The organism is Halalkalibacter kiskunsagensis (assembly GCF_037027555.1).
Lineage (GTDB): Bacteria > Bacillota > Bacilli > Bacillales > Bacillaceae_D > Halalkalibacter > Halalkalibacter kiskunsagensis.
Window position 1 is genome coordinate 14904 of record NZ_JAXBLX010000022.1, and the last position, 20109, is coordinate 35012.

Annotated in this window: 17 protein-coding genes and 1 riboswitch; all 17 genes read left to right on the forward strand. The window is 39.0% G+C overall.

Going from position 1 to position 20109, the window contains the following annotated elements; genetic code table 11:
• The first annotated feature begins 86 nt into the window (after positions 1-86).
• The 17 genes from lepA to SLH51_RS13930 all read left to right on the forward strand — a co-directional run bounded on the left by lepA (position 87) and on the right by SLH51_RS13930 (position 20099).
• On the forward strand, positions 87-1907 hold the full coding sequence (lepA, locus tag SLH51_RS13850; protein WP_335961917.1) for a translation elongation factor 4: 1821 nt from the start codon (positions 87-89) through the stop codon (positions 1905-1907).
• Between the two features lie 87 nt (positions 1908-1994).
• Positions 1995-3143 (forward strand): radical SAM family heme chaperone HemW, encoded by a 1149-nt coding sequence (gene hemW / locus SLH51_RS13855; protein ID WP_335961918.1) that lies wholly within the window; start codon positions 1995-1997, stop codon positions 3141-3143.
• A gap of 283 nt (positions 3144-3426) precedes the next feature.
• Positions 3427-4458 (forward strand): heat-inducible transcriptional repressor HrcA, encoded by a 1032-nt coding sequence (gene hrcA / locus SLH51_RS13860; protein ID WP_335961919.1) that lies wholly within the window; start codon positions 3427-3429, stop codon positions 4456-4458.
• Between the two features lie 95 nt (positions 4459-4553).
• Positions 4554-5102 carry a nucleotide exchange factor GrpE gene (gene grpE, locus SLH51_RS13865; protein ID WP_390184055.1) on the forward strand — a complete coding sequence of 183 codons (549 nt, stop codon included), beginning with the start codon at positions 4554-4556 and terminating at the stop codon, positions 5100-5102.
• 51 nt (positions 5103-5153) lie between these two features.
• Positions 5154-6992, forward strand: a complete 1839-nt coding sequence (gene dnaK / locus SLH51_RS13870) for a molecular chaperone DnaK (protein ID WP_335961921.1) — start codon at positions 5154-5156, stop codon at positions 6990-6992.
• Between the two features lie 212 nt (positions 6993-7204).
• A complete protein-coding gene (gene dnaJ, locus SLH51_RS13875) occupies positions 7205-8317 on the forward strand; it encodes a molecular chaperone DnaJ (RefSeq protein WP_335961922.1) in 1113 nt (370 codons plus the stop codon).
• A 31-nt stretch (positions 8318-8348) separates the two neighbouring features.
• On the forward strand, positions 8349-9287 hold the full coding sequence (gene prmA / locus SLH51_RS13880; protein WP_335961981.1) for a 50S ribosomal protein L11 methyltransferase: 939 nt from the start codon (positions 8349-8351) through the stop codon (positions 9285-9287).
• A 263-nt stretch (positions 9288-9550) separates the two neighbouring features.
• Positions 9551-10303, forward strand: coding sequence for a 16S rRNA (uracil(1498)-N(3))-methyltransferase (locus tag SLH51_RS13885; RefSeq protein ID WP_335961982.1), 753 nt, complete (start codon positions 9551-9553; stop codon positions 10301-10303).
• A 5-nt stretch (positions 10304-10308) separates the two neighbouring features.
• Positions 10309-11658, forward strand: a complete 1350-nt coding sequence (gene mtaB / locus SLH51_RS13890) for a tRNA (N(6)-L-threonylcarbamoyladenosine(37)-C(2))-methylthiotransferase MtaB (RefSeq protein ID WP_335961923.1) — start codon at positions 10309-10311, stop codon at positions 11656-11658.
• A gap of 111 nt (positions 11659-11769) precedes the next feature.
• Positions 11770-11877, forward strand: a riboswitch (TPP riboswitch).
• Between the two features lie 91 nt (positions 11878-11968).
• Positions 11969-13087 carry a LuxE/PaaK family acyltransferase gene (locus SLH51_RS13895; RefSeq protein WP_335961924.1) on the forward strand — a complete coding sequence of 373 codons (1119 nt, stop codon included), beginning with the start codon at positions 11969-11971 and terminating at the stop codon, positions 13085-13087.
• A complete protein-coding gene (locus tag SLH51_RS13900) occupies positions 13084-14562 on the forward strand; it encodes an acyl-CoA reductase (protein WP_335961925.1) in 1479 nt (492 codons plus the stop codon). Before SLH51_RS13895 ends, SLH51_RS13900 begins: the two co-directional genes overlap by 4 nt.
• A gap of 14 nt (positions 14563-14576) precedes the next feature.
• The gene (locus tag SLH51_RS13905) at positions 14577-15341 is read left to right on the forward strand and encodes an ABC transporter ATP-binding protein (protein ID WP_335961926.1); all 765 of its coding nucleotides are present in this window, start codon (positions 14577-14579) and stop codon (positions 15339-15341) included.
• Entirely contained in the window at positions 15338-16105 is a 768-nt protein-coding gene (locus SLH51_RS13910) for an ABC transporter permease (RefSeq protein WP_335961927.1), read from the forward strand. The genes SLH51_RS13905 and SLH51_RS13910 overlap by 4 nt, the downstream gene beginning before the upstream one ends.
• Entirely contained in the window at positions 16102-17136 is a 1035-nt protein-coding gene (locus SLH51_RS13915) for an ABC transporter substrate-binding protein (protein ID WP_335961928.1), read from the forward strand. Before SLH51_RS13910 ends, SLH51_RS13915 begins: the two co-directional genes overlap by 4 nt.
• 9 nt (positions 17137-17145) lie before the next feature.
• Positions 17146-17922 (forward strand): 3-oxoacyl-ACP reductase, encoded by a 777-nt coding sequence (locus SLH51_RS13920; RefSeq protein WP_335961929.1) that lies wholly within the window; start codon positions 17146-17148, stop codon positions 17920-17922.
• 149 nt (positions 17923-18071) lie between these two features.
• The gene (gene deoC / locus SLH51_RS13925) at positions 18072-18746 is read left to right on the forward strand and encodes a deoxyribose-phosphate aldolase (RefSeq protein ID WP_335961930.1); all 675 of its coding nucleotides are present in this window, start codon (positions 18072-18074) and stop codon (positions 18744-18746) included.
• Between the two features lie 138 nt (positions 18747-18884).
• On the forward strand, positions 18885-20099 hold the full coding sequence (locus SLH51_RS13930) for a TlpA family protein disulfide reductase (RefSeq protein WP_335961931.1): 1215 nt from the start codon (positions 18885-18887) through the stop codon (positions 20097-20099).
• Positions 20100-20109 lie beyond the last annotated feature (10 nt).

Below are 20109 nucleotides of genomic sequence, written 5' to 3' on the forward strand. Positions count from 1 at the left end.
TTGAAGAACAGTTGTTGCTTGGCTGTTAAACGATTGGTATAATCAAAAATAGTGTACTTGTACGAGAATGTAGGAGTGATCATGTTATGAATAAAGAAAAAAGGTTAGCACGTCAGGCGAAGATTCGTAATTTTTCAATCATCGCTCACATTGACCACGGGAAGTCGACACTTGCGGACCGTATTTTAGAAAGAACAGGTGCGTTAACAGACCGTGAAATGAAAGAACAAACACTTGATGCAATGGATTTAGAGCGTGAACGTGGGATAACGATTAAATTAAATGCTGTTCAGCTTACTTATAAAGCAAAGGATGGCGAAGAATATATATTTCATTTGATTGATACACCAGGACACGTCGATTTTACTTATGAAGTGTCAAGAAGTTTAGCTGCATGTGAAGGTGCTTTATTAATTGTAGATGCAGCCCAAGGGATTGAAGCACAAACACTTGCTAATGTGTATTTAGCACTTGATAACGATCTAGAAATCTTGCCTGTCATTAATAAGATTGATTTACCGAGTGCAGAACCAGATCGTGTGAAGCAAGAGGTGGAAGATGTTATTGGACTCGACACTTCTGATGCTGTCCTTGCATCAGCAAAAAATGGAATTGGAATTGAAGATATTCTAGAACAAGTAGTTGAGAAAGTTCCTGCACCGACGGGTGATCCTGAAGCACCACTAAAGGCACTTATCTTTGATTCGCTTTACGATTCTTATCGTGGAGTTGTTGCCTATATTCGGATTGTTGAAGGAACAGTTAAGCCCGGTCAAAAAATTAAAATGATGGCAACAGGAAAAGAATTTGAAGTAAATGAAATTGGGGTCTTTACGCCAAAAGTAGAGAAACGTGACGAGTTAACAGTTGGTGATGTTGGCTTCTTATCAGCTGCCATTAAAAATGTTGGAGATACTCGTGTAGGTGATACGATTACAAATGCAACCAATCCTGCAACTGAAGCATTGCCTGGTTACCGTCGTATGAATCCAATGGTTTATTGTGGGTTGTATCCAATTGATACGAATGAGTATAACGATTTACGAGAAGCATTGGAACGTCTTGAATTAAATGATGCTTCCTTACAATATGAACCAGAGACATCGCAAGCATTAGGGTTTGGTTTCCGTTGCGGGTTCTTAGGACTTCTCCATATGGAAATTATCCAAGAGCGAATTGAGCGTGAATTTGGCATAACGTTAATCACAACGGCTCCAAGTGTTATTTACCGAGTGATGACAACAAGTGGAGAAGAAGTGCGAATCGATAACCCATCAAACATGCCAGATGCACAAAAAATTGATGATGTTGAAGAACCGTATGTAAAGGCAAAAGTAATGGTGCCAAACGATTACGTTGGCTCAGTTATGGAGCTTTGCCAAAAGAAGCGTGGTATTTTTATTGATATGCAATATCTTGATGCGAACCGTGTTCAAATCGTTTATGAAATTCCGTTATCTGAAATTGTGTATGATTTCTTTGATCAATTAAAATCAAATACGAAGGGATATGCATCGTTTGATTATGAATTAATTGGTTATAAGTCATCTAAGCTTGTGAAAATGGATATCCTTCTTAATGGTGAAACAGTTGATGCATTATCTGTGATCGTTCACCGTGATTTTGCTTATGAACGTGGAAAGGTCATTGTTGAGAAATTAAAAGAGTTAATCCCTCGTCAGCAATTCGAAGTTCCAGTGCAAGCGAGCATTGGTCAAAAAGTGATTGCTCGTTCAACAATTAAAGCGATGCGTAAAAATGTCCTTGCGAAATGTTATGGAGGGGACATCTCTCGTAAGCGTAAGCTTCTTGAGAAGCAAAAAGAAGGTAAAAAACGAATGAAATCAGTCGGGAACGTAGAAGTGCCACAAGAAGCGTTTATGGCTGTACTTCGTATGGATGACTAACAGTTACGTAAACCGCAGGGGCTATCCTGCGGTTTTACAGTTTTAGAGGCTGTTTTAAATAGTTCTTGACAGGATGGAGGGAAGAAGATGGCTACAGCAGCGTATATCCATATTCCTTTTTGTGAACATATATGCCATTATTGTGACTTTAATAAAGTGTTTTTAAAAAACCAGCCAGTCGATGACTATATTCATTCACTTTTACTAGAGATGAAAAGGACAATGGGAGATCATCCAACTACTGGATTGAAGACAGTTTACATTGGTGGGGGAACTCCAACGGCGCTATCTGCAAAGCAGCTTGATGTTTTATTAAAAGGAATGCAAGAAGTGCTTCCAATAAAACACATAGAAGAATACACAATTGAGGTCAATCCAGACAGCATTGAAGAAAACAAACTTGATGTTCTTAAAAAGTACGGAATCAACCGATTAAGTATGGGAGTTCAAACGTTTAACGAGCAGCTATTAAAAGGAATAGGTCGAACACATACTAGATCAAGTGTAGAAGATGCAATTGCACGAAGTAGGGCAGCTGGATTTTCAAATATTTCTCTTGATTTAATGTTTGGTTTACCAAATCAATTGCCAATTCATTTCACCGAAACGATAAATGAAGCAATAGCATTAAGTGTTGAGCATATATCAGCCTATTCATTAAAGGTTGAGGAAAAGACGGTGTTTTTTAATCGGAAGCGTCAAGGGAAGCTTACATTGCCACCAGAAGAAGATGAAGTCATGATGTACCAAGATCTTTTAAATCGAACGAAAGATGCTGGATTATTACAGTATGAAATTAGCAATTTTGCGAAAAATGGTTTCGAGAGTAAGCATAATCTCGTTTATTGGAACAATGAAGAATATTATGGATTTGGGGCGGGAGCACACGGATATGTTAATGGAATCCGTTACCAGAACCACGGTCCGATTCCGAAATATTTGAAGGCAATTGAGCAAGGGAGTGCACCGACTCTTCACACACATGAAGTTAGTCCTGTTGAACGGATCGAAGAAGCTATGTTTATGGGGTTACGTAAACGTGAAGGCGTTCCTTTTGATGTGTTTGAAAAGTTATATGGGCGTTCGCTTTTGGAGTGCTTTGGTGAACAAATAGAATTACTTCAAGAGCGCGGTCTAGTAAAAGTAAATTCAGATAGCATAAAGTTAACAGAAGAAGGTTTATTACTAGGGAATGAAGTGTTTGAACAATTTATAGCCGTATTAAGTGAGGAATAGTAGATAGGTTGTTCAAAAAGAGGAGGGGGCTTTTTTTGAACAGCTTAGGCAGTGTGCTATATATTGCTCTTTCTTTTTGCGGTGCTTTATAATATTTATTATTTAATTATTGATAGAGGAGAGAATCGTGTAAAGCAATGTTTTTCCTGTGGAGGTTCAGTGTGTAATCTCGTTTTCCTTAATAAAATATGGTTTAAATGATTGACAAAACCGAACCTATTTGGTAATTTAGCATTAGATTTAGCACTCGAATGCAGTGAGTGCTAACAGAGGTGATGAGGGGATGTTAACAGATAGGCAATTGTTGATTCTGCATGCTATTGTTGATGATTATATCCGTTCTGCGGAACCTGTTGGCTCACGAAGCATCTCCAAAAGAGATGATATTACGTTTAGCCCTGCAACAATTCGTAATGATATGGCAGATCTAGAAGAATTGGGATTTTTAGAGAAGCCACATAGTTCGGCTGGACGAATCCCGTCACAAAAGGGATATCGATACTATGTGGATAATCTTCTCATGCCGCATCATTTAACGGCTGCTGAAGAATTAGACATTCGGTCTATATTCAATGATCGAATTCGAGAAGTAGAAGAAGTAATCCAACACTCTGCTCGAGTATTATCAAATATGACAAGTTATATTTCACTTGTTCTTGGTCCTGAGATGTTTGAAGCAACGTTACGCAACATTCAAATTATTCCACTTAGTAAAGGGTCTGCAATTTTAATTCTTGTTACGGACACAGGATATGTTGAAAATCAAACGATCGTTGTTCCAGATTCTATTGAACCAGCTGATCTAGAACGGACAGTTAATATTCTCAACGACCGGTTAATGGGAGTTCCTCTTTATAAGCTCAGACAAAAATTACACACTGAGGTTAAAAGTGTACTTCGTACTCATATGCAAGACTATGAGCACATTTTACAAATGCTTGACCCATCCTTAGATATAGAGAAGGCTGAAAAAGTATTTTATAGTGGCAAAACAAACATTTTGTCACAACCAGAGTTTAGAGATGTTGATAAAGTTCGTATGCTCCTTAATATGTTAGAAGAAGATAAGACGATGCATCAGATTCTTCGTTCTCCCCAAAATGGAATTCAAGTAAAAATTGGTCAAGAGAACAATTTGGAAGCCTTTGACACCTGTAGCTTAATTACGGCTTCTTACTCGATTGGTGGAAAACATATGGGGACGATAGGAATACTTGGACCCACAAGGATGGAATATCAGAGAGTCATTGGGGTAGTCGATATGTTATCTAAAGATTTAACAAAGCTATTAACAAACTTGTATCAACAAGGGTAAAAGTGGTAATATTGACAATTAGTTGTGAAGAACACTTCAATAACTTTTTGTCATACTACATAGATTATAGTTGACTTTACTAGGAGGTGAACGAGTTGACAGAAAAAGATACGCAAACAATGGAAGAAAAAGCGGTTGCATCAGAGGAAACAGATACAAATGAAGAAGCTGAAGGAACGGAGCAAGAAGTTGAGTTGAATGAAGAAGACGCACATCTTGCTGAAATTACTGAACTAAATAACCGTCTCCTTAGAGTTCAAGCTGATTATGATAATTTCCGACGCCGATCTCGTGAAGAAAAAGAAGCGGCTGCGAAATATAGAGCTCAAAATGTGATTGAAGCGTTGCTCCCAGTCATTGATAACTTTGAGCGTGCATTACTTGTAAAGCCTGAAGCCGAGGAGGCCAAATCCCTGCTTCAAGGAATGGAAATGGTGTATCGCCAGTTCCAAGATACATTGAAAAATGAAGGTGTAGAAGTTATTGAGACAGTCGGTCATACATTTGATCCACATTTACATCAAGCGGTTATGCAGGTTGAGGAAGATGGATTTGAGTCAAATCAAATCGTAGAAGAATTGCAAAAAGGGTATAAACTAAAGGAACGCGTACTTAGACCTTCAATGGTTAAAGTCAATGCGTAATCCTTTACATATAGAAAAAGAATTGACAATGTTGAATTGGAGGAATAATTCATGAGTAAAATCATTGGTATTGATTTAGGTACAACAAACTCTTGTGTTGCTGTTATGGAAGGCGGGGAAGCTACAGTTATCCCGAATCCAGAGGGCAATCGTACAACACCATCTGTTGTCGCATTTAAAGACGGTGAACGTCTTGTTGGGGAAGTAGCAAAGCGTCAAGCAATTACAAACCCTAATACGGTTATGTCTATTAAGCGTCATATGGGGACAGATTACAAAGAAACAGTCGATGGAAAAGACTACACGCCTCAAGAAATTTCTGCAATTATTCTTCAGAAATTAAAGTCTGATGCAGAAGCATACCTTGGTGAAACGGTAACAAAGGCTGTTATTACAGTTCCAGCATATTTCAACGATTCACAACGTCAAGCAACAAAAGACGCTGGAAAGATTGCTGGTCTTGAAGTAGAGCGTATTGTTAACGAGCCGACGGCTGCTGCCCTTGCATATGGTCTTGAAAAAGAAGAAGATCAAACTATTCTTGTATATGACCTTGGTGGTGGTACGTTTGACGTATCAATCCTTGAACTTGGCGATGGTTTCTTTGAAGTAAAAGCAACTTCAGGTGACAACAAACTTGGTGGGGATGACTTTGACCAAGTCATCATTGATCATCTTGTCGAGCAATTCAAAAAAGACAACGGCATTGATTTATCTCAAGATAAAATGGCGATGCAACGTTTGAAAGATGCTGCTGAAAAAGCGAAGAAGGATCTTTCGGGTGTAACACAAACACAAATCTCTCTTCCTTTCATCACTGCTGATGCAACTGGTCCAAAGCATTTAGAACTTAGCTTAAGCCGTGCGAAATTCGAAGAGCTTTCTGCAGATTTAGTAGAGCGTACACTTGCTCCAACTCGTCGTGCTCTTTCTGATTCTGGTTTAACTGCAAGTGAAATTGATAAAGTTGTACTTGTTGGTGGATCAACTCGTATTCCAGCTGTTCAAGCTGAAATTAAGAAATTAACTGGGAAAGATCCACATAAAGGTGTAAATCCAGATGAAGTAGTTGCTCTTGGTGCAGCTGTTCAAGCAGGTGTTCTTACTGGTGACGTTAAAGATGTTGTCCTTCTTGACGTAACACCATTATCACTTGGTATTGAAACAATGGGCGGAGTATTTACGAAATTAATTGAACGTAATACAACAATCCCAACGTCTAAATCACAAACATTCTCAACTGCTGCAGATAATCAACCATCTGTTGACATTCATGTGCTACAAGGTGAGCGTGAAATGGCTGCTTATAATAAAACGCTCGGTCGTTTCCAATTAACAGATATTCCACCAGCACCACGTGGTGTTCCGCAAATTGAAGTAACATTTGATCTTGATGCGAACGGTATCGTAAATGTTAAAGCAAAAGATCTTGGAACAAATAAAGAGCAATCAATTACGATTACTTCATCTTCAGGTTTATCGGATGAAGAAATCGAAAAAATGGTGAAAGACGCTGAAGCGAATGCGGAAGAAGATAAGAAGCGTCGTGAGGAAGTTGAGCTTCGTAATGAAGCAGACCAGCTTGTATTCACTACTGAAAAAACGCTTAAAGACCTAGGCGATAATGTTGAGCAAGAAGAAAAGGATAAAGCTGAAGCTGCGAAAGATAAGTTAAAGCAAGCAATTGAATCAGATAATATTGACGAAATTCGCACAGCTAAAGACGAGCTTCAAGAAATCGTCATGGCCCTATCAACTAAGATGTATGAGCAAGCAGCTCAAGCTGCACAAGCACAAGGTGCTGAAGGTGCACAAGCAGGCGCTGAGAATGCAGACGATAATGTAGTTGATGCGGACTATGAAGAAGTAAAAGAAGAAGAGAAAAAATAATAGTTCGATCATCTAGTATCGGGCAAATCAATGAGTATTAAAAGATTCTTGTTGATTGATTAATGTAGAAAAGTCAAAGTCAGAGTAGATGACTTTGGCTTTTTCTACGAATGTACCAAAAAGTGTTAACGGTTCTTCTGTCCTATATCTTGCAGATATTGATAAGATGATGATAAGATGAACGTTATGGAATAGAGTCGGGAGTGGATGACATGAGTAAAAGAGATTACTATGAAGTCCTTGGTGTCAATCAAAATGCTTCAGTTGACGAAGTGAAAAAAGCGTACCGAAAATTGGCGCGCAAATATCACCCAGATGTCAATAAAGAAGCTGACGCTACGGAAAAATTTAAAGAAGTAAAAGATGCCTATGATACACTAAGTGACCCTCAAAAGAAAGCCCATTATGACCAATTTGGACATACTGATCCAAATCAAGGATTCGGTGGTGGAGCTGGAGACTTTGGTGGAGGGTTTGGTGATATATTTGACATGTTCTTCGGTGGGGGCGGTGGACGTCGTAACCCGAATGCCCCACGTCAAGGTGCAGACCTTCAATATACAATGACGCTTGATTTTAAAGAAGCCGTGTTTGGAAAAGATACAGAAATTGAAATTCCACGTGAAGAGACGTGTCAAACGTGTACGGGTTCTGGAGCAAAACCGGGTACCAAGCCAGAAACATGTTCACATTGTGGTGGTTCTGGACAGTTAAATGTTGAGCAGAACACACCTTTTGGCCGAGTAGTGAATCGCAGAGTTTGTCACCATTGTGAAGGTACAGGTAAATTTATTAAAAACAAATGTACCACGTGTGGTGGAAAAGGAAAAGTACGTAAACGTAAGAAGATCAGCGTAAAGGTTCCAGCTGGTATAGATCATGGACAACAACTTCGTGTATCTGGTCAAGGGGAAGCTGGAGTAAACGGAGGCCCTGCGGGTGATTTATATGTGGTCTTTAATGTGAAACCACACGAATTCTTTGAACGTGACGGAGATGATATTTACTGTGAAATGCCACTGACGTTTGCGCAAGTAGCACTTGGTGACGAGATTGAAGTACCAACCCTAAATGGAAAAGTAAAGCTAAAAATTCCTGCAGGTACGCAAACCGGTACAAATTTCCGTCTTCGTGGCAAGGGAGTACCTAATGTTCATGGACGTGGTCAAGGAGATCAGCATGTGAAAGTTCGTGTTGTAACTCCAAAGAATTTAACGGAGAAAGAAAGAGATATGATCCGTGAATTTGCCCAAATGTCTGGTGGGCAGCCTGATGAACAAAGTGATGGATTTTTTGCTAAAGTAAGAAGGGCTTTCAAAGGATAATAATTTTAAAAAAGTGGAGTTGGTAGATATGATGAAATGGTCGGAGTTTAGTATTCATACGACAGAGGAAGCGGTGGAGCCAGTCTGTAATATTTTGCACGAGGCTGGTGCAAGTGGTGTCGTAATCGAAGATCCCATGGACCTTGTCCGTGAGTGGGGCGATCGTTTCGGTGAGATCTACCAACTCTCTCCTGATGATTATCCGGAAGAAGGAGTTATTATAAAAGCATATTTCCCTGTAAATAGCTTTCTAGCAGAGACCATTGATGAAATCAAAGAGTCCATCAATGGCTTACTTATGTATGATATTGATCTTGGGAATAACAAGGTACAAATTGCTGAGGTTCATGAAGAAGAGTGGGCAACAGCTTGGAAAAAATATTATAAGCCTGTAAAGGTATCGAGCTCAATAACGATTACGCCTACGTGGGAGGAGTATGAACCGACGGAGGACGAGACGATTATTGAACTTGACCCTGGTATGGCTTTTGGAACAGGAACTCATCCAACAACGGTTCTTTGTATTCAGGCTTTGGACAAGGTGATTCAAGGCGGAGAGAAGATTGTTGATGTGGGTACTGGCTCAGGGGTGTTAAGTATCGCTGCGGCAAAGTTAGGGGCGAAAAGCACTCTAGCGCTTGACTTGGATTATGTCGCTGTTGAAAGTGCCACGCAAAATGTGTTGCTAAATCGTGTAGAAGATGTCGTATCGGTGAAACAGAATAATTTACTTGAAGATATAGAAGGGCCATATGATATTGTGGTCGCGAACATTCTAGCAGAAGTTATTGTTCGGTTTGTTCAAGATGCGGCAGCGGTTCTTAAACCAAATGGAACGTATATTACATCAGGGATTATTAAGCGGAAGAAGCAAGAAGTAAAAGATGCGTTAGTCGCAGGTGGATTTATTATAGATGAAATTGTTGAAATGGATGACTGGGTAGCTATTATTGCAAAAAAGGCTAGTTAAAAAAGCTGGAAATCGAGGGCACTGAAAAAGTCCATCGAGGAAGTGGCAATGGCTCCGCACGTTGCGCGCCTGCGGATTGAGAAACCCACTCATAGCGGGCTTTAAGGTGTGAGACACTTCTCACACCAATGGCAACGGCTACGCTCATTGCTTAAAGGCCACTTTTTTTCAACTAATCAATGTAATACAGCTAGTGTAGCTATTTTAACACAGGCGTGGACTGTCCCTTTTTCCTAAACAAAACCATAGTGAGGACGATGATGATGCAACGGTACTTTGTTGCGAAAGAGCAAATGACAGAGCAGCAAGTTCAAATTATAGGTGATGACGTCAAGCACATCCTTAGAGTGATGAGAATGGATGTTGGTGATGAAATTATTTGTAGTGATAATGACTCGCGGACAGTTAGATGCTGCATATCAAGTAAGGCAGATAACGAAATTATTGCTGATATTTTAGAAAAGTTACGTCCAGATACAGAGTTACCTGTTCAAGTGACGATTGCACAAGGACTTCCTAAAGGAGACAAGCTTGAGCTTATTGTTCAAAAGGGAACGGAGCTAGGTGCTTCGGGTTTTCTTCCTTATGTTGCTGTACGTTCTATCGTTAAATGGGATCAAAAGAAAGCAAGTAAGAAGCTTGAGCGATTAGGTAAAATTGCAAAAGAAGCAGCTGAACAGTCTTATAGAGAACGGATTCCAGTTATTCATAACATATGCTCTCTTGCTCAACTAAAAAAAGAGCTTTCCTCATATGATACAGTTATTTTGGCGTATGAGGAGACAGCAAAAAGTCGCGAACAAGCGCAATTGGGAAAAGCGTTAACGGCTCTTTCTTCTGGCGGATCGATTTTAATTATTATTGGACCTGAGGGCGGGATAACAGAAGATGAGTTTAAGCAATTGACTGAAGCAGGTGCAATTGCCTGTGGATTTGGTCCGCGGATTTTACGTACGGAAACAGCATCGCTTTATGCGCTCAGTGCGATTTCGTACCATTTCGAATTAATGAGGTGAAGGTAATGCCTACTGTTGCGTTTCATACATTAGGTTGTAAAGTAAATCATTATGAAACAGAAGCGATTTGGCAACTGTTTCAAAAAGAAGGCTATGAAAAAGTAGAGTTTGAAGCAACATCAGATGTTTATGTGATAAATACCTGTACAGTAACCAATACAGGAGATAAAAAGAGTCGGCAAGTGATTCGCCGTGCAATTCGGAAAAATCCTGATGCTGTTATTTGTGTAACGGGTTGTTACGCGCAAACGTCCCCAGCAGAAATTATGGCCATTCCTGGGGTAGACATCGTTGTCGGTACACAAGATCGTGTGAAAATGCTTGAGTATATAGAAGATTTTAAGCGAGAACGTGAACCGATTAATGGAGTCGGTAATATTATGAAGTCACGTGTTTATGAGGAGCTTGATGTGCCGGCTTTCACAGATCGTACACGTGCTTCTTTAAAAATTCAAGAAGGCTGTAATAACTTCTGTACATTTTGTATCATCCCTTGGGCACGTGGTCTAATGCGTTCACGTGACCCGCAAGAAGTGATCAAGCAGGCGACACAACTTGTCGAGGCTGGATACAAAGAAATTGTTTTAACAGGAATTCATACAGGTGGCTATGGAGAAGACTTAAAAGATTACAGTCTTGCTCGCTTACTTGAAGACCTGGAACAAGTAGAAGGGTTGAAACGTATTCGGATTTCTTCGATTGAGGCTAGTCAGCTTACAGATGAAGTGATCAATGTGATTGACCGATCAACAAAAGTTGTACGTCATCTGCACATTCCGCTTCAGTCTGGTTCAAACCCGGTTTTAAAACGGATGCGCCGTAAATATACAATGGAGTTCTTTGGAGAACGTCTAGATCGTTTAAAGGAAGTTCTACCTGGATTAGCTGTTACTTCAGATGTAATTGTTGGATTTCCTGGAGAGACAGAAGAAGAATTTCAAGAGACTTATGATTTTATTTTGAAGCATAAATTTAGTGAACTTCATGTTTTTCCATATTCAAAACGCACGGGAACACCAGCAGCCAGAATGGAAGATCAAGTTGATGAAGAAGTGAAAAGTGAACGAGTTCATCGTTTAATTGAACTTTCGAATCAACTCGCAAAGGAATATGCTTCAAACTTTGAAGGTGAAGTTCTTGAAGTAATTCCAGAAGAACGTGATAAAGATGATAAGGGTAGTAGGTTGTTCATTGGCTATACCGATAATTATTTAAAAGTAAAAGTTCCTGCTACAGAAGAGATGATTGGAAAGCTTGTTAAAGTGAAAATTACCAAAGCTGGTTATCCTTTTAATCAAGGGGAATTTGTTCGCGTTATAGAGGATACCCATGCAAAACAAGTTGTAAATGGATAAGGAAAGAGGCTGTCTCTAAAGGGTCAGCCTCTTTCTCTCTAATGGATATGTTTTTGATTTGTAGTAAGACCAAGCCATAAATGATATGATTGGACAAACAACAAGATAAGACTAACCCACTAGGGGGGCCGAAAAAGGCTGAGATTAAAGCATCATCGCTTTAGACCCTTTGAACCTGAACTATGTCAAAGTAGCGTAGGGAAGTGGACATCATAAAATAAGCTATTGTTATTTTATAGTTAAGAATGATGACTGCTTTCGAAATTCGAAGCGGTTTTTTTTATTGTATTTTAGAATTGGAGTGTTTATAGTGTTACAGAATTATGAGGCAATAAAACAAGAGGTTATTAATTTTATTAAGCAACCTACGTCAAGTGATGAAGAATTTAATGCAATCGCATTAAAGGTGTTTCAATTTCAATATGAACATAATCAACCATTACGAAAGTTTTGCAGGAAGCGTCGTGTGTCACCGAGAACAGTGAAACATTACACTGATATTCCTCCTGTTCCTATTGATGCGTTTAAACTCACGACGTTATCTAGCCATCCGATTGATGAAACAAAAGCGCTATTTATGACAAGTGGAACAACAAATCCAGAAAAACGCGGAAAAAATTATCACCGTGATTTAGAGACGTATGACTTTTCAATGAAAACATTTTTTAAAGAATCTATCATACCAGATGTAGAAACAATGAAAATGTTTGTGCTCTTCCCGACAGAAGGAGTGATGCCTAATTCTTCTCTAGCGCATTACTTACATATAGCTAAAGAAACGTTTGGATCAGAGGATAGTTTCTATGCTTTTAGTAAAGATGAGTTTCAAGTAGAAAGACTGATTGAGGCACTACAAACTGTAGAAGAGAATGAAGAACCAGTATTAGTAATAGGAGCAACCTTTTCTTTTATCCACTTACTAGATGAATGTAGCAGAAGGAGAATCAATTTTACTTTGCCCCCCAAAAGTCGTCTAATGGATACAGGTGGGGCAAAGGGCCGTTCTAGAGAGATGACTCCAACAGAATTTAAGCAAAAAATGAGCAAGTTGTTTTCTTTGCCATTAGAGATGTGTCTCAATATGTACGGAATGACAGAGCTTAGTTCACAAATGTATGACGTAAACTTTCTTCAGAATGAGATTGATCTCCTAAACCCAATCAAAAAATCGCCGCATTGGGTAAGGACATTTGTGATTGATATTGAACAAATGCAAGAGAAGCCACTAGGGGAAAAAGGAATTATCGTTCATTATGACCTTGCTAATCTTAATTCTGTCATGGCAATTTTAACAGAAGATATGGGAATCAAAACAAAAGACGGGTTTTATTTGTTAGGTAGGGCTGAAGGTGCAGAGGCAAAAGGGTGCTCGTTAGCCGTTGAACAGTTTTTATCAGCTGCAAAGAAAACAGGGGGAGATGTTGTATGACGACACGCTTTTCTTGTTTTCATGTGCCGACGTCATGCAAGCAGTTGCTTAAAGAAGCGTCCTATAAGGTATTGACGTTTGAAAATCATAGTGAATCGGTCGAATTACACATGCCTGAATTGACACCAGACCTTTTGGAGAAAATTGCAGAAACACTAAAAAAACAACAATTAGAATACGTGCAAACACTAAAAACGAATGAGATTATTGATATTTTTGATAAGGCTGTTCAAAAGTGGTTACATCCGGATTATGAGTTACGAAAGCTAGCAGAGCAGTTATTACCAATTATTACAGGCTATGATCGTGAAATGATTCGCTTATTTATTAGTCGTTACCTTAGACAATTTCGGAAAGAAAAATTGCAGCGCATGATTGATGAAGACTTTGCTAACCCGCTTATTTTAGATGAATTCCGTCCGCGCAAATCAGGAGGAGTGCACCGAGCATACGGCCCTAGGCTCATTACTCATATTTTCTCAGGCAATGTTCCAGCCTTGCCACTTTGGAGCTTGGCTGCCGGCATGTTACTTAAGTCAGCAACAATCGGAAAAGTGTCATCTTCGGAACCGTTATTTCCAGTGCTGTTCGCCAAAACAATTGCCGAAGTTGACGATAGACTAGGAGATGCAATGGCTATCTTGTGGTGGAAGGGTGGAGATGAGGCGCTTGAATCGATTAGTTTTCAATCCTCGAATGCTGTCATTGCTTATGGTGGAAAAGAGACAATTGAAACAGTAAGACAGAAAATACCACCTCATGCAAGCTTTCATTCACATGGGCATAAAGTGAGCTTTGGTGTGATTACGAAAGAATGTTTAGCTGCAACTAAAGGGTGGCAGACGGCGAAATTGGCCTCTTATGATGTTTCTTGGTTTGATCAGCAAGGTTGTTTATCGCCACATGTGTTTTTCGTTGAGCGGGGTGGCATGTATACTGCACATGATTTTGCTCAAATGCTTGCAAATGAAATGGACAATTTCCAGCACACCCATCCGCGTGCGACGTTAAAAGACGAAGAACATCATGCAATTATGAAGCAGCGGACAGTGTTAGAATTTGAAAGCTTTGAGAATTCTAGCCTTGACTTGATCAAAAGTGAACAGGGGACGGAATGGACGGTTGTCTACCGTGAATTTGGTGAAAAAGAAAGAGAGTTTCCATTTTCCCCTCTTAATCGTTTTGTAACAGTTATTCCAGTTAACAACATGGCAGAAGTAAAACCGTTAATAAAAAAGGTTGAAGGCTTTGTGCAAACGGTTGGGGTCGGTTGTCCTCCTCAGGAATTTTCTTCAATTATTTCTATGCTAGGAGAATGTGGAGTAAATCGAATTTGTGCACTAGGGTCCATGCCTCACCCTGAGCCTGGGTGGCATCATGATGGAAGGTTTCATTTAGCTGATTTAGTGAGATTTTGTGATGTTGAGTCTTCGTTAGAAGAGCAGATTGATTTCTTTGATGTATACAGAGAGTAAAAGGGAGTGATGAAATGACAATTATTACATGTCAAGATGTTGCCTTGCAGTTTAAAGGTGAGCAAACTCCTGTGCTCGATTGCATTAATCTACAAATTCAAAAGGGTGAGTTTGTTAGCATTATTGGAAAAAGTGGTAGTGGAAAAACGACATTGTTACAAATGATGGGCGGGTTGTTGAACCCGACTAAAGGGGAGATTGTCGTATTAGGGCATAAGATCAATGAGCCACTTGATGAAATAACATATGTATTTCAAAAGCCCGTTCTGCTCGAGTGGCGTACAGTTTTAGAAAATGTTCTTATGCCAATTGAGTTAAAAAAAAGACCAAGTAAAGCGGACCGTACGAAGGCAAGAGAAGTACTGGCCTTAGTAGGGTTGGCCGATCATATAACAAAGTTTCCTCATGAGTTATCTGGAGGGATGATGTCTAGAGTTACCTTAGCTAGAGCATTTATGACAGAGCCTGAAATTCTCTTAATGGACGAGCCTTTTTCGGCCTTAGATACGATGACTAAAGAGCAACTTCAACTAGAATTAATGAAATTAACAGAACAATTTTCTTCTACGACGATTTTTATTACACATGATATTACGGAAGCTGCTTATTTATCAGATCGTGTTGTGTTATTAGGTGAACAACCTGCAAAAGTAGTAAAAGAGTTTCAGATGCCTTTTTCAAAACCAAGACTGAAACAACTTAAATTTGACCCTTCTTTCATCAAGTCTGTAAAAGAACTATATGACACTATTGAGGGATTAGGTGGGAGTTCATCATGAAGCGTACGAAGATCTATTCGCTGTTGATATTTATCATTATGCTTTTTACTTGGGAATTTATTGTACACGTTAAGGGAATTTCAAAAATTATTTTACCTGCGCCTACAGATATTGTTGTTACCTTAGTTAAGCATTTTCAAAGCGGTTATTTTTATCCACATATATTTGCAACAGTCTTTGAAGTGTTTGGAGGATTTTTCGTTGGGGCTGTACTTGGAATTGGGTTAGGGTTTCTTGTTGCACAATCAAAAACGATTCAGGAGGTTTTACAGCCCTATATTATTGCCTCACAGGCTATGCCTAAATTAGCGCTCGCACCTTTGCTTGTTTTGTGGTTTGGTTTTGGTTATACACCTAAAATTGTGATTGTTGCACTTGTTTGCTTTTTTCCTTTATTTGAGAATACCGTTACAGGCCTTTCGCATGTAAGTCGAGAAAAATTGGCGCTGTTTCGTTCATTAAAAGCAACAAGATATCAAACGTTATGTAAACTACGACTTCCAACTGCCATGCCATACATTTTTTCAGGCTTGCGCGTTGCGATAGTTTTAAGTATTGTTGGAGCTGTTATTAGTGAATTTATTGGGGCGAATAAGGGATTAGGCGCCCTTATTATTGCGTCTCAAGGGATGTTAGATACAACATTAATGTTTTCTGTTTTTATTTTACTAACCGTTATGGGAATAGTTTTATATCAGTCGATTAACTGGATTGAAGTACTCTTTTTTAAAAAATATAGTTATTCTAAGGGAGAAATGAAATGAGACGATTTATCAGAAAGACGAGTACCGCATTTATCTTTGCAGCGTTTATGTTTAGTGTAGTTGGTTGTGGAACGGAGGAAGAACACCAAGAAGATGAGGAAGTAGTAGAAAAACAACAAGCAGAAAAAATAAAAATGGCCTCGTGGAGTCAACCAATTACAGAACAAAGCAACCTCTATTTAGCTGAGGAAAAAGGTTGGTTTGAAGAAGCAAACATTGATTTTGAATACATTCCTGGAGCTGGTGGTGGAGATGCAGTTCGTAATATTATTGCGGGAAATGCCGATATTGCATTTGCGAATGTTGAGGCTGTTCTTCTAGCTTTAGAGCAAGGTGAGGAATTACGAATAATCTATAACATTTATCCTGAAAACGTGTTTAATCTAATCTCTCTTAAGGAGAGCAATATTTCAAGTGTGGAAGATTTGCGTGGACAAGATGTTGGTGTATATAGCTTGAGTAGTGGAACGTATCAAAATCTTCTCGTACTTTTACACCAAGCAGGCATGACAGAAAATGATATCAATATTATTGAGACAGGAGTACTAAACTTTGGTCCCTTAATGACAAAACAAGTCGCCGCAACAGCAGCAACAGATACAGGTCTGTTTGATGCACAACGAAACGACTTAGGTGAAGTGGATATTATTGAGGTCAAAGATGTGTTGAATACCCCTGCAGATGTGTTTGTTGTAACAGAGAAGACATTTCAAGAAAAAAAGGATATGCTAGTAAGGTTTTTACAAGTATATCGTGATAGTGTTGCCTATACAATGGAACACACTGAGGAAGCGGCAGAGGTTGCTGTTTCTGCAGCCATTGACGGTCAAGAAGTAGAAAGAAATATTGAGATTATTAACATTCGTAATCAAACGTCAACGAATTCAGAAGTGAATGAAAAAGGCTTAGGATGGTTAAATCTTGATATATTACAAGAAGTAGAAGAAACTTATTATGAGTTAGAGTTGCTAAGTGAAAAAGTGAATATCAAGGATTATGCAACGAATGATTTAGTGGAACAATTAAACTAGGGGGACCTTATGGATATTCAATTACACCAAAAGGTAGTTCTCGTTACGGGATCAAGTAGGGGAATTGGAGCAGCCATTGCTAAGGGCTTTGCCAAACAAGGAGCAACCGTTGTAATTAATTATGTAAAGAGCAAGGAACGCGCGGAGCAGCTTGCTGATGAACTCATGGAGCAATATGATGTGGATACATTTACAGTACAAGGAGATGTGACGGTAGCCTCTGATGTAAAAGCGATGGTTGATGCCATTGTTGCAGAATTTGATACGATTGATATTGTCGTTAACAATGCCTTGCACGCATACACGTTTGACCCAGATGGTAGAAAATTTGCTTGGGAGCTTGAATGGGATGATTACCAACGTCAAATTGATGGTTCCTTAAAAGCGACATACAATGTTTGTAAATTCGTAATACCGATTATGAAAGAAAAGAGATCGGGCCGAATTATTAACATGGTTAGTAATTTAGTTTACCGCCCTATCGTACCTTATCATGATTACAATACAGCTAAAGGAGCGGTGCTTTCGTATTCGCAAAACTTAGCCGTTGATGTTGGTGCATTTGGAATTACGGTTAATTGTGTTGCTCCAGGTCTTGTTTATCCAACTGATGCCAGTCGGATGACAAAAGAAGAGGTGAAAGATTTAATAAAAAGCCAAACTCCTCTTCACAGGGTTGCAAAGCCTGAAGATATAGTAGGGAGTGTATTGTTCTTTGCAAGTAATTGGTCATCTTTTATCACGGGTCAATGTGTCGTGGTTGACGGTGGTTTTGTGATGAAATAGGGGATGATTCATTAAATCGAGAAAAAACATGGTTAGAGTGTAGGATCTGTAATCATACTAATCGTGACGTTCTTACTCGTCATTCAATCACTTCTATGCTAGGATATGAGTGATGTACGGATAACTTACATAAGAGAGGATGTTGACAATTGAGTAAGTCAATTGCAAACCTGATTGATCATACGGCGTTAAAGCCTGATACAACCAAAGAGCAAATTCAAACATTATGTGCTGAAGCGAAGGAATATAAATTTGCTTCTGTTTGTGTAAATCCAACATGGATATCACTTGCTGCTGAGCTGTTAAAAGATGCAGAAGACGTGAAAGTTTGTACAGTGATCGGTTTCCCGCTTGGAGCCTCGACCTCTGAGGTGAAGGCTTTTGAAACAGCTAATGCCATTGAAAATGGAGCAACGGAAGTCGATATGGTTATTAATATTGCTGCTTTAAAAGACAAGTTTGACGACCTAGTAGAACGAGATATCCGAGCTGTTGTAGATGCGACAAAAGGAAAGGCTCTCACGAAAGTCATTATCGAATCAAGCCTTCTAACAGATGAGGAAAAGGTTCGAGCGTGTAAGTTAGCTGTAAAAGCAGGAGCGGATTATGTGAAAACGTCAACTGGATTTTCAACAGGCGGAGCTACGGTGGAAGATATTGCTTTAATGCGTAAAACGGTAGGACCTGATATTGGTGTGAAGGCTTCAGGTGGGGTTCGTGATTTAATAGGTGCAGAAGCGATGGTTGATGCTGGTGCCTCGCGAATTGGGGCTAGTGCCGGTGTTTCAATAGTGAATGGTGAACAAGCGAATACTGATTATTAAAAGGACAAAAAGCGGGAGTAGTACTCTCGCTTTTTAACATACCTCTTCTAATATGGAAAAGAAAAGAGATGTTAATTGACATTCCTAAATAAATTAGAGAGTCTAATGATATGTCTTATTAAAGGGTGTGATATTTGCATGGACGGTGTATGGATGCTTGGTCCGATTATTATTAAACAAACTTGGTTGATGACCGTACTTCTTCTGGTAGTAGGATTTTACTTATCTAGCCAATTAGTAAAAGAAGTCGACAATCAAGCAAGGCCATTTAGTGAGCTTTATTGGAATAGTGTCTTTTACTTTTTTATTGTCTTTCAATTATCAACTTTGATCGTTAACCCGATGATTAGTGTGAAAGATCCTCTTGCTGTATTAGCAATGCCGAGTGGAATGAAGGAATGGCTCATTGCCTGGGGTTATTTGTTTGTATATCTCTTTTGGAAAACAAAAAGGGAATGGACAGTTAGAATTAAACTTTTAATACATATACTGGTGAGTTATCTTGTCATTGAAACTGTTTATTTCGCTTTCAATCAATTTATTTCAAATGGGTATCCAGTTAGTATAGTTCAAATGATATTAAACATTGGATTGTTGATCTTATTCTTTAATCAAAAGCAAAAACAAGTCGATGCACATTTGTTACTCTGCCGGTTAGTCTTTTTATACGGTGCTATTATGGGGATCTTATCAATTGTAATTCAAGTAAGAATGCTGGAAATGGCGGTTCCGAGTTGGTATTATTTTATTCTCGTTTTTGTAAGTCTTGTTAGTTTAAATAGAAAAAGAAGAACTGAAGATATAGTTAGAAGGAATGATAAAAAAGGTATTGTTGTTATTGGGATACTTGTTTTGCTTTTAGGTTGGAGTAGCATGAGTTTTGTGATGAATGGTGATGAGGGAAAGGAAACATCTTTATCATCAAGTGTTGCTATCGGAAATATCGCTCCTGATTTCTCTTTACCTACACTCGAGGGTAACGAGATGTCTCTTTCAGACTTTAAAGGAAAACCAATTATGATTAATTTTTGGGCAACCTGGTGTCCACCTTGTCGAGCAGAGCTACCTGATATGCAGAGATTCTATACAAATCACGATATTGTTCTTCTTGCGGTAAATGGAACGAATACTGAAAGTTCGAAAGCACATGTTGACGATTTTGTTGGTAAAATGGGATTAAGCTTTCCAGTACTTACGGATCTTAACGGAGAGGTCGCATCTCTTTACCAAGTAAGACCTTTGCCTACTTCTTTATTTATTGATGAAACAGGAACGATTCGTGATATTCATGTTGGTCCACTGAATCAAGAACGGATGATCCGTCAGCTTGAGCAAATGGTTGAAAGCAAATAGAAGCAAAGGC

Excerpts from the sequence above, each read along its gene's own strand:
- lepA (WP_335961917.1), top strand. The coding sequence starts at position 87 with ATGAATAAAGAAAAAAGGTTAGCACGTCAGGCGAAGATTCGTAATTTT.
- hemW (WP_335961918.1), top strand. The coding sequence starts at position 1,995 with ATGGCTACAGCAGCGTATATCCATATTCCTTTTTGTGAACATATATGC.
- hrcA (WP_335961919.1), top strand. The coding sequence starts at position 3,427 with ATGTTAACAGATAGGCAATTGTTGATTCTGCATGCTATTGTTGATGAT.
- dnaK (WP_335961921.1), top strand. The coding sequence starts at position 5,154 with ATGAGTAAAATCATTGGTATTGATTTAGGTACAACAAACTCTTGTGTT.
- dnaJ (WP_335961922.1), top strand. The coding sequence starts at position 7,205 with ATGAGTAAAAGAGATTACTATGAAGTCCTTGGTGTCAATCAAAATGCT.
- prmA (WP_335961981.1), top strand. The coding sequence starts at position 8,349 with ATGAAATGGTCGGAGTTTAGTATTCATACGACAGAGGAAGCGGTGGAG.
- SLH51_RS13885 (WP_335961982.1), top strand. The coding sequence starts at position 9,551 with ATGCAACGGTACTTTGTTGCGAAAGAGCAAATGACAGAGCAGCAAGTT.
- mtaB (WP_335961923.1), top strand. The coding sequence starts at position 10,309 with ATGCCTACTGTTGCGTTTCATACATTAGGTTGTAAAGTAAATCATTAT.
- SLH51_RS13900 (WP_335961925.1), top strand. The coding sequence starts at position 13,084 with ATGACGACACGCTTTTCTTGTTTTCATGTGCCGACGTCATGCAAGCAG.
- SLH51_RS13905 (WP_335961926.1), top strand. The coding sequence starts at position 14,577 with ATGACAATTATTACATGTCAAGATGTTGCCTTGCAGTTTAAAGGTGAG.
- SLH51_RS13910 (WP_335961927.1), top strand. The coding sequence starts at position 15,338 with ATGAAGCGTACGAAGATCTATTCGCTGTTGATATTTATCATTATGCTT.
- SLH51_RS13915 (WP_335961928.1), top strand. The coding sequence starts at position 16,102 with ATGAGACGATTTATCAGAAAGACGAGTACCGCATTTATCTTTGCAGCG.
- SLH51_RS13920 (WP_335961929.1), top strand. The coding sequence starts at position 17,146 with ATGGATATTCAATTACACCAAAAGGTAGTTCTCGTTACGGGATCAAGT.
- SLH51_RS13930 (WP_335961931.1), top strand. The coding sequence starts at position 18,885 with ATGGACGGTGTATGGATGCTTGGTCCGATTATTATTAAACAAACTTGG.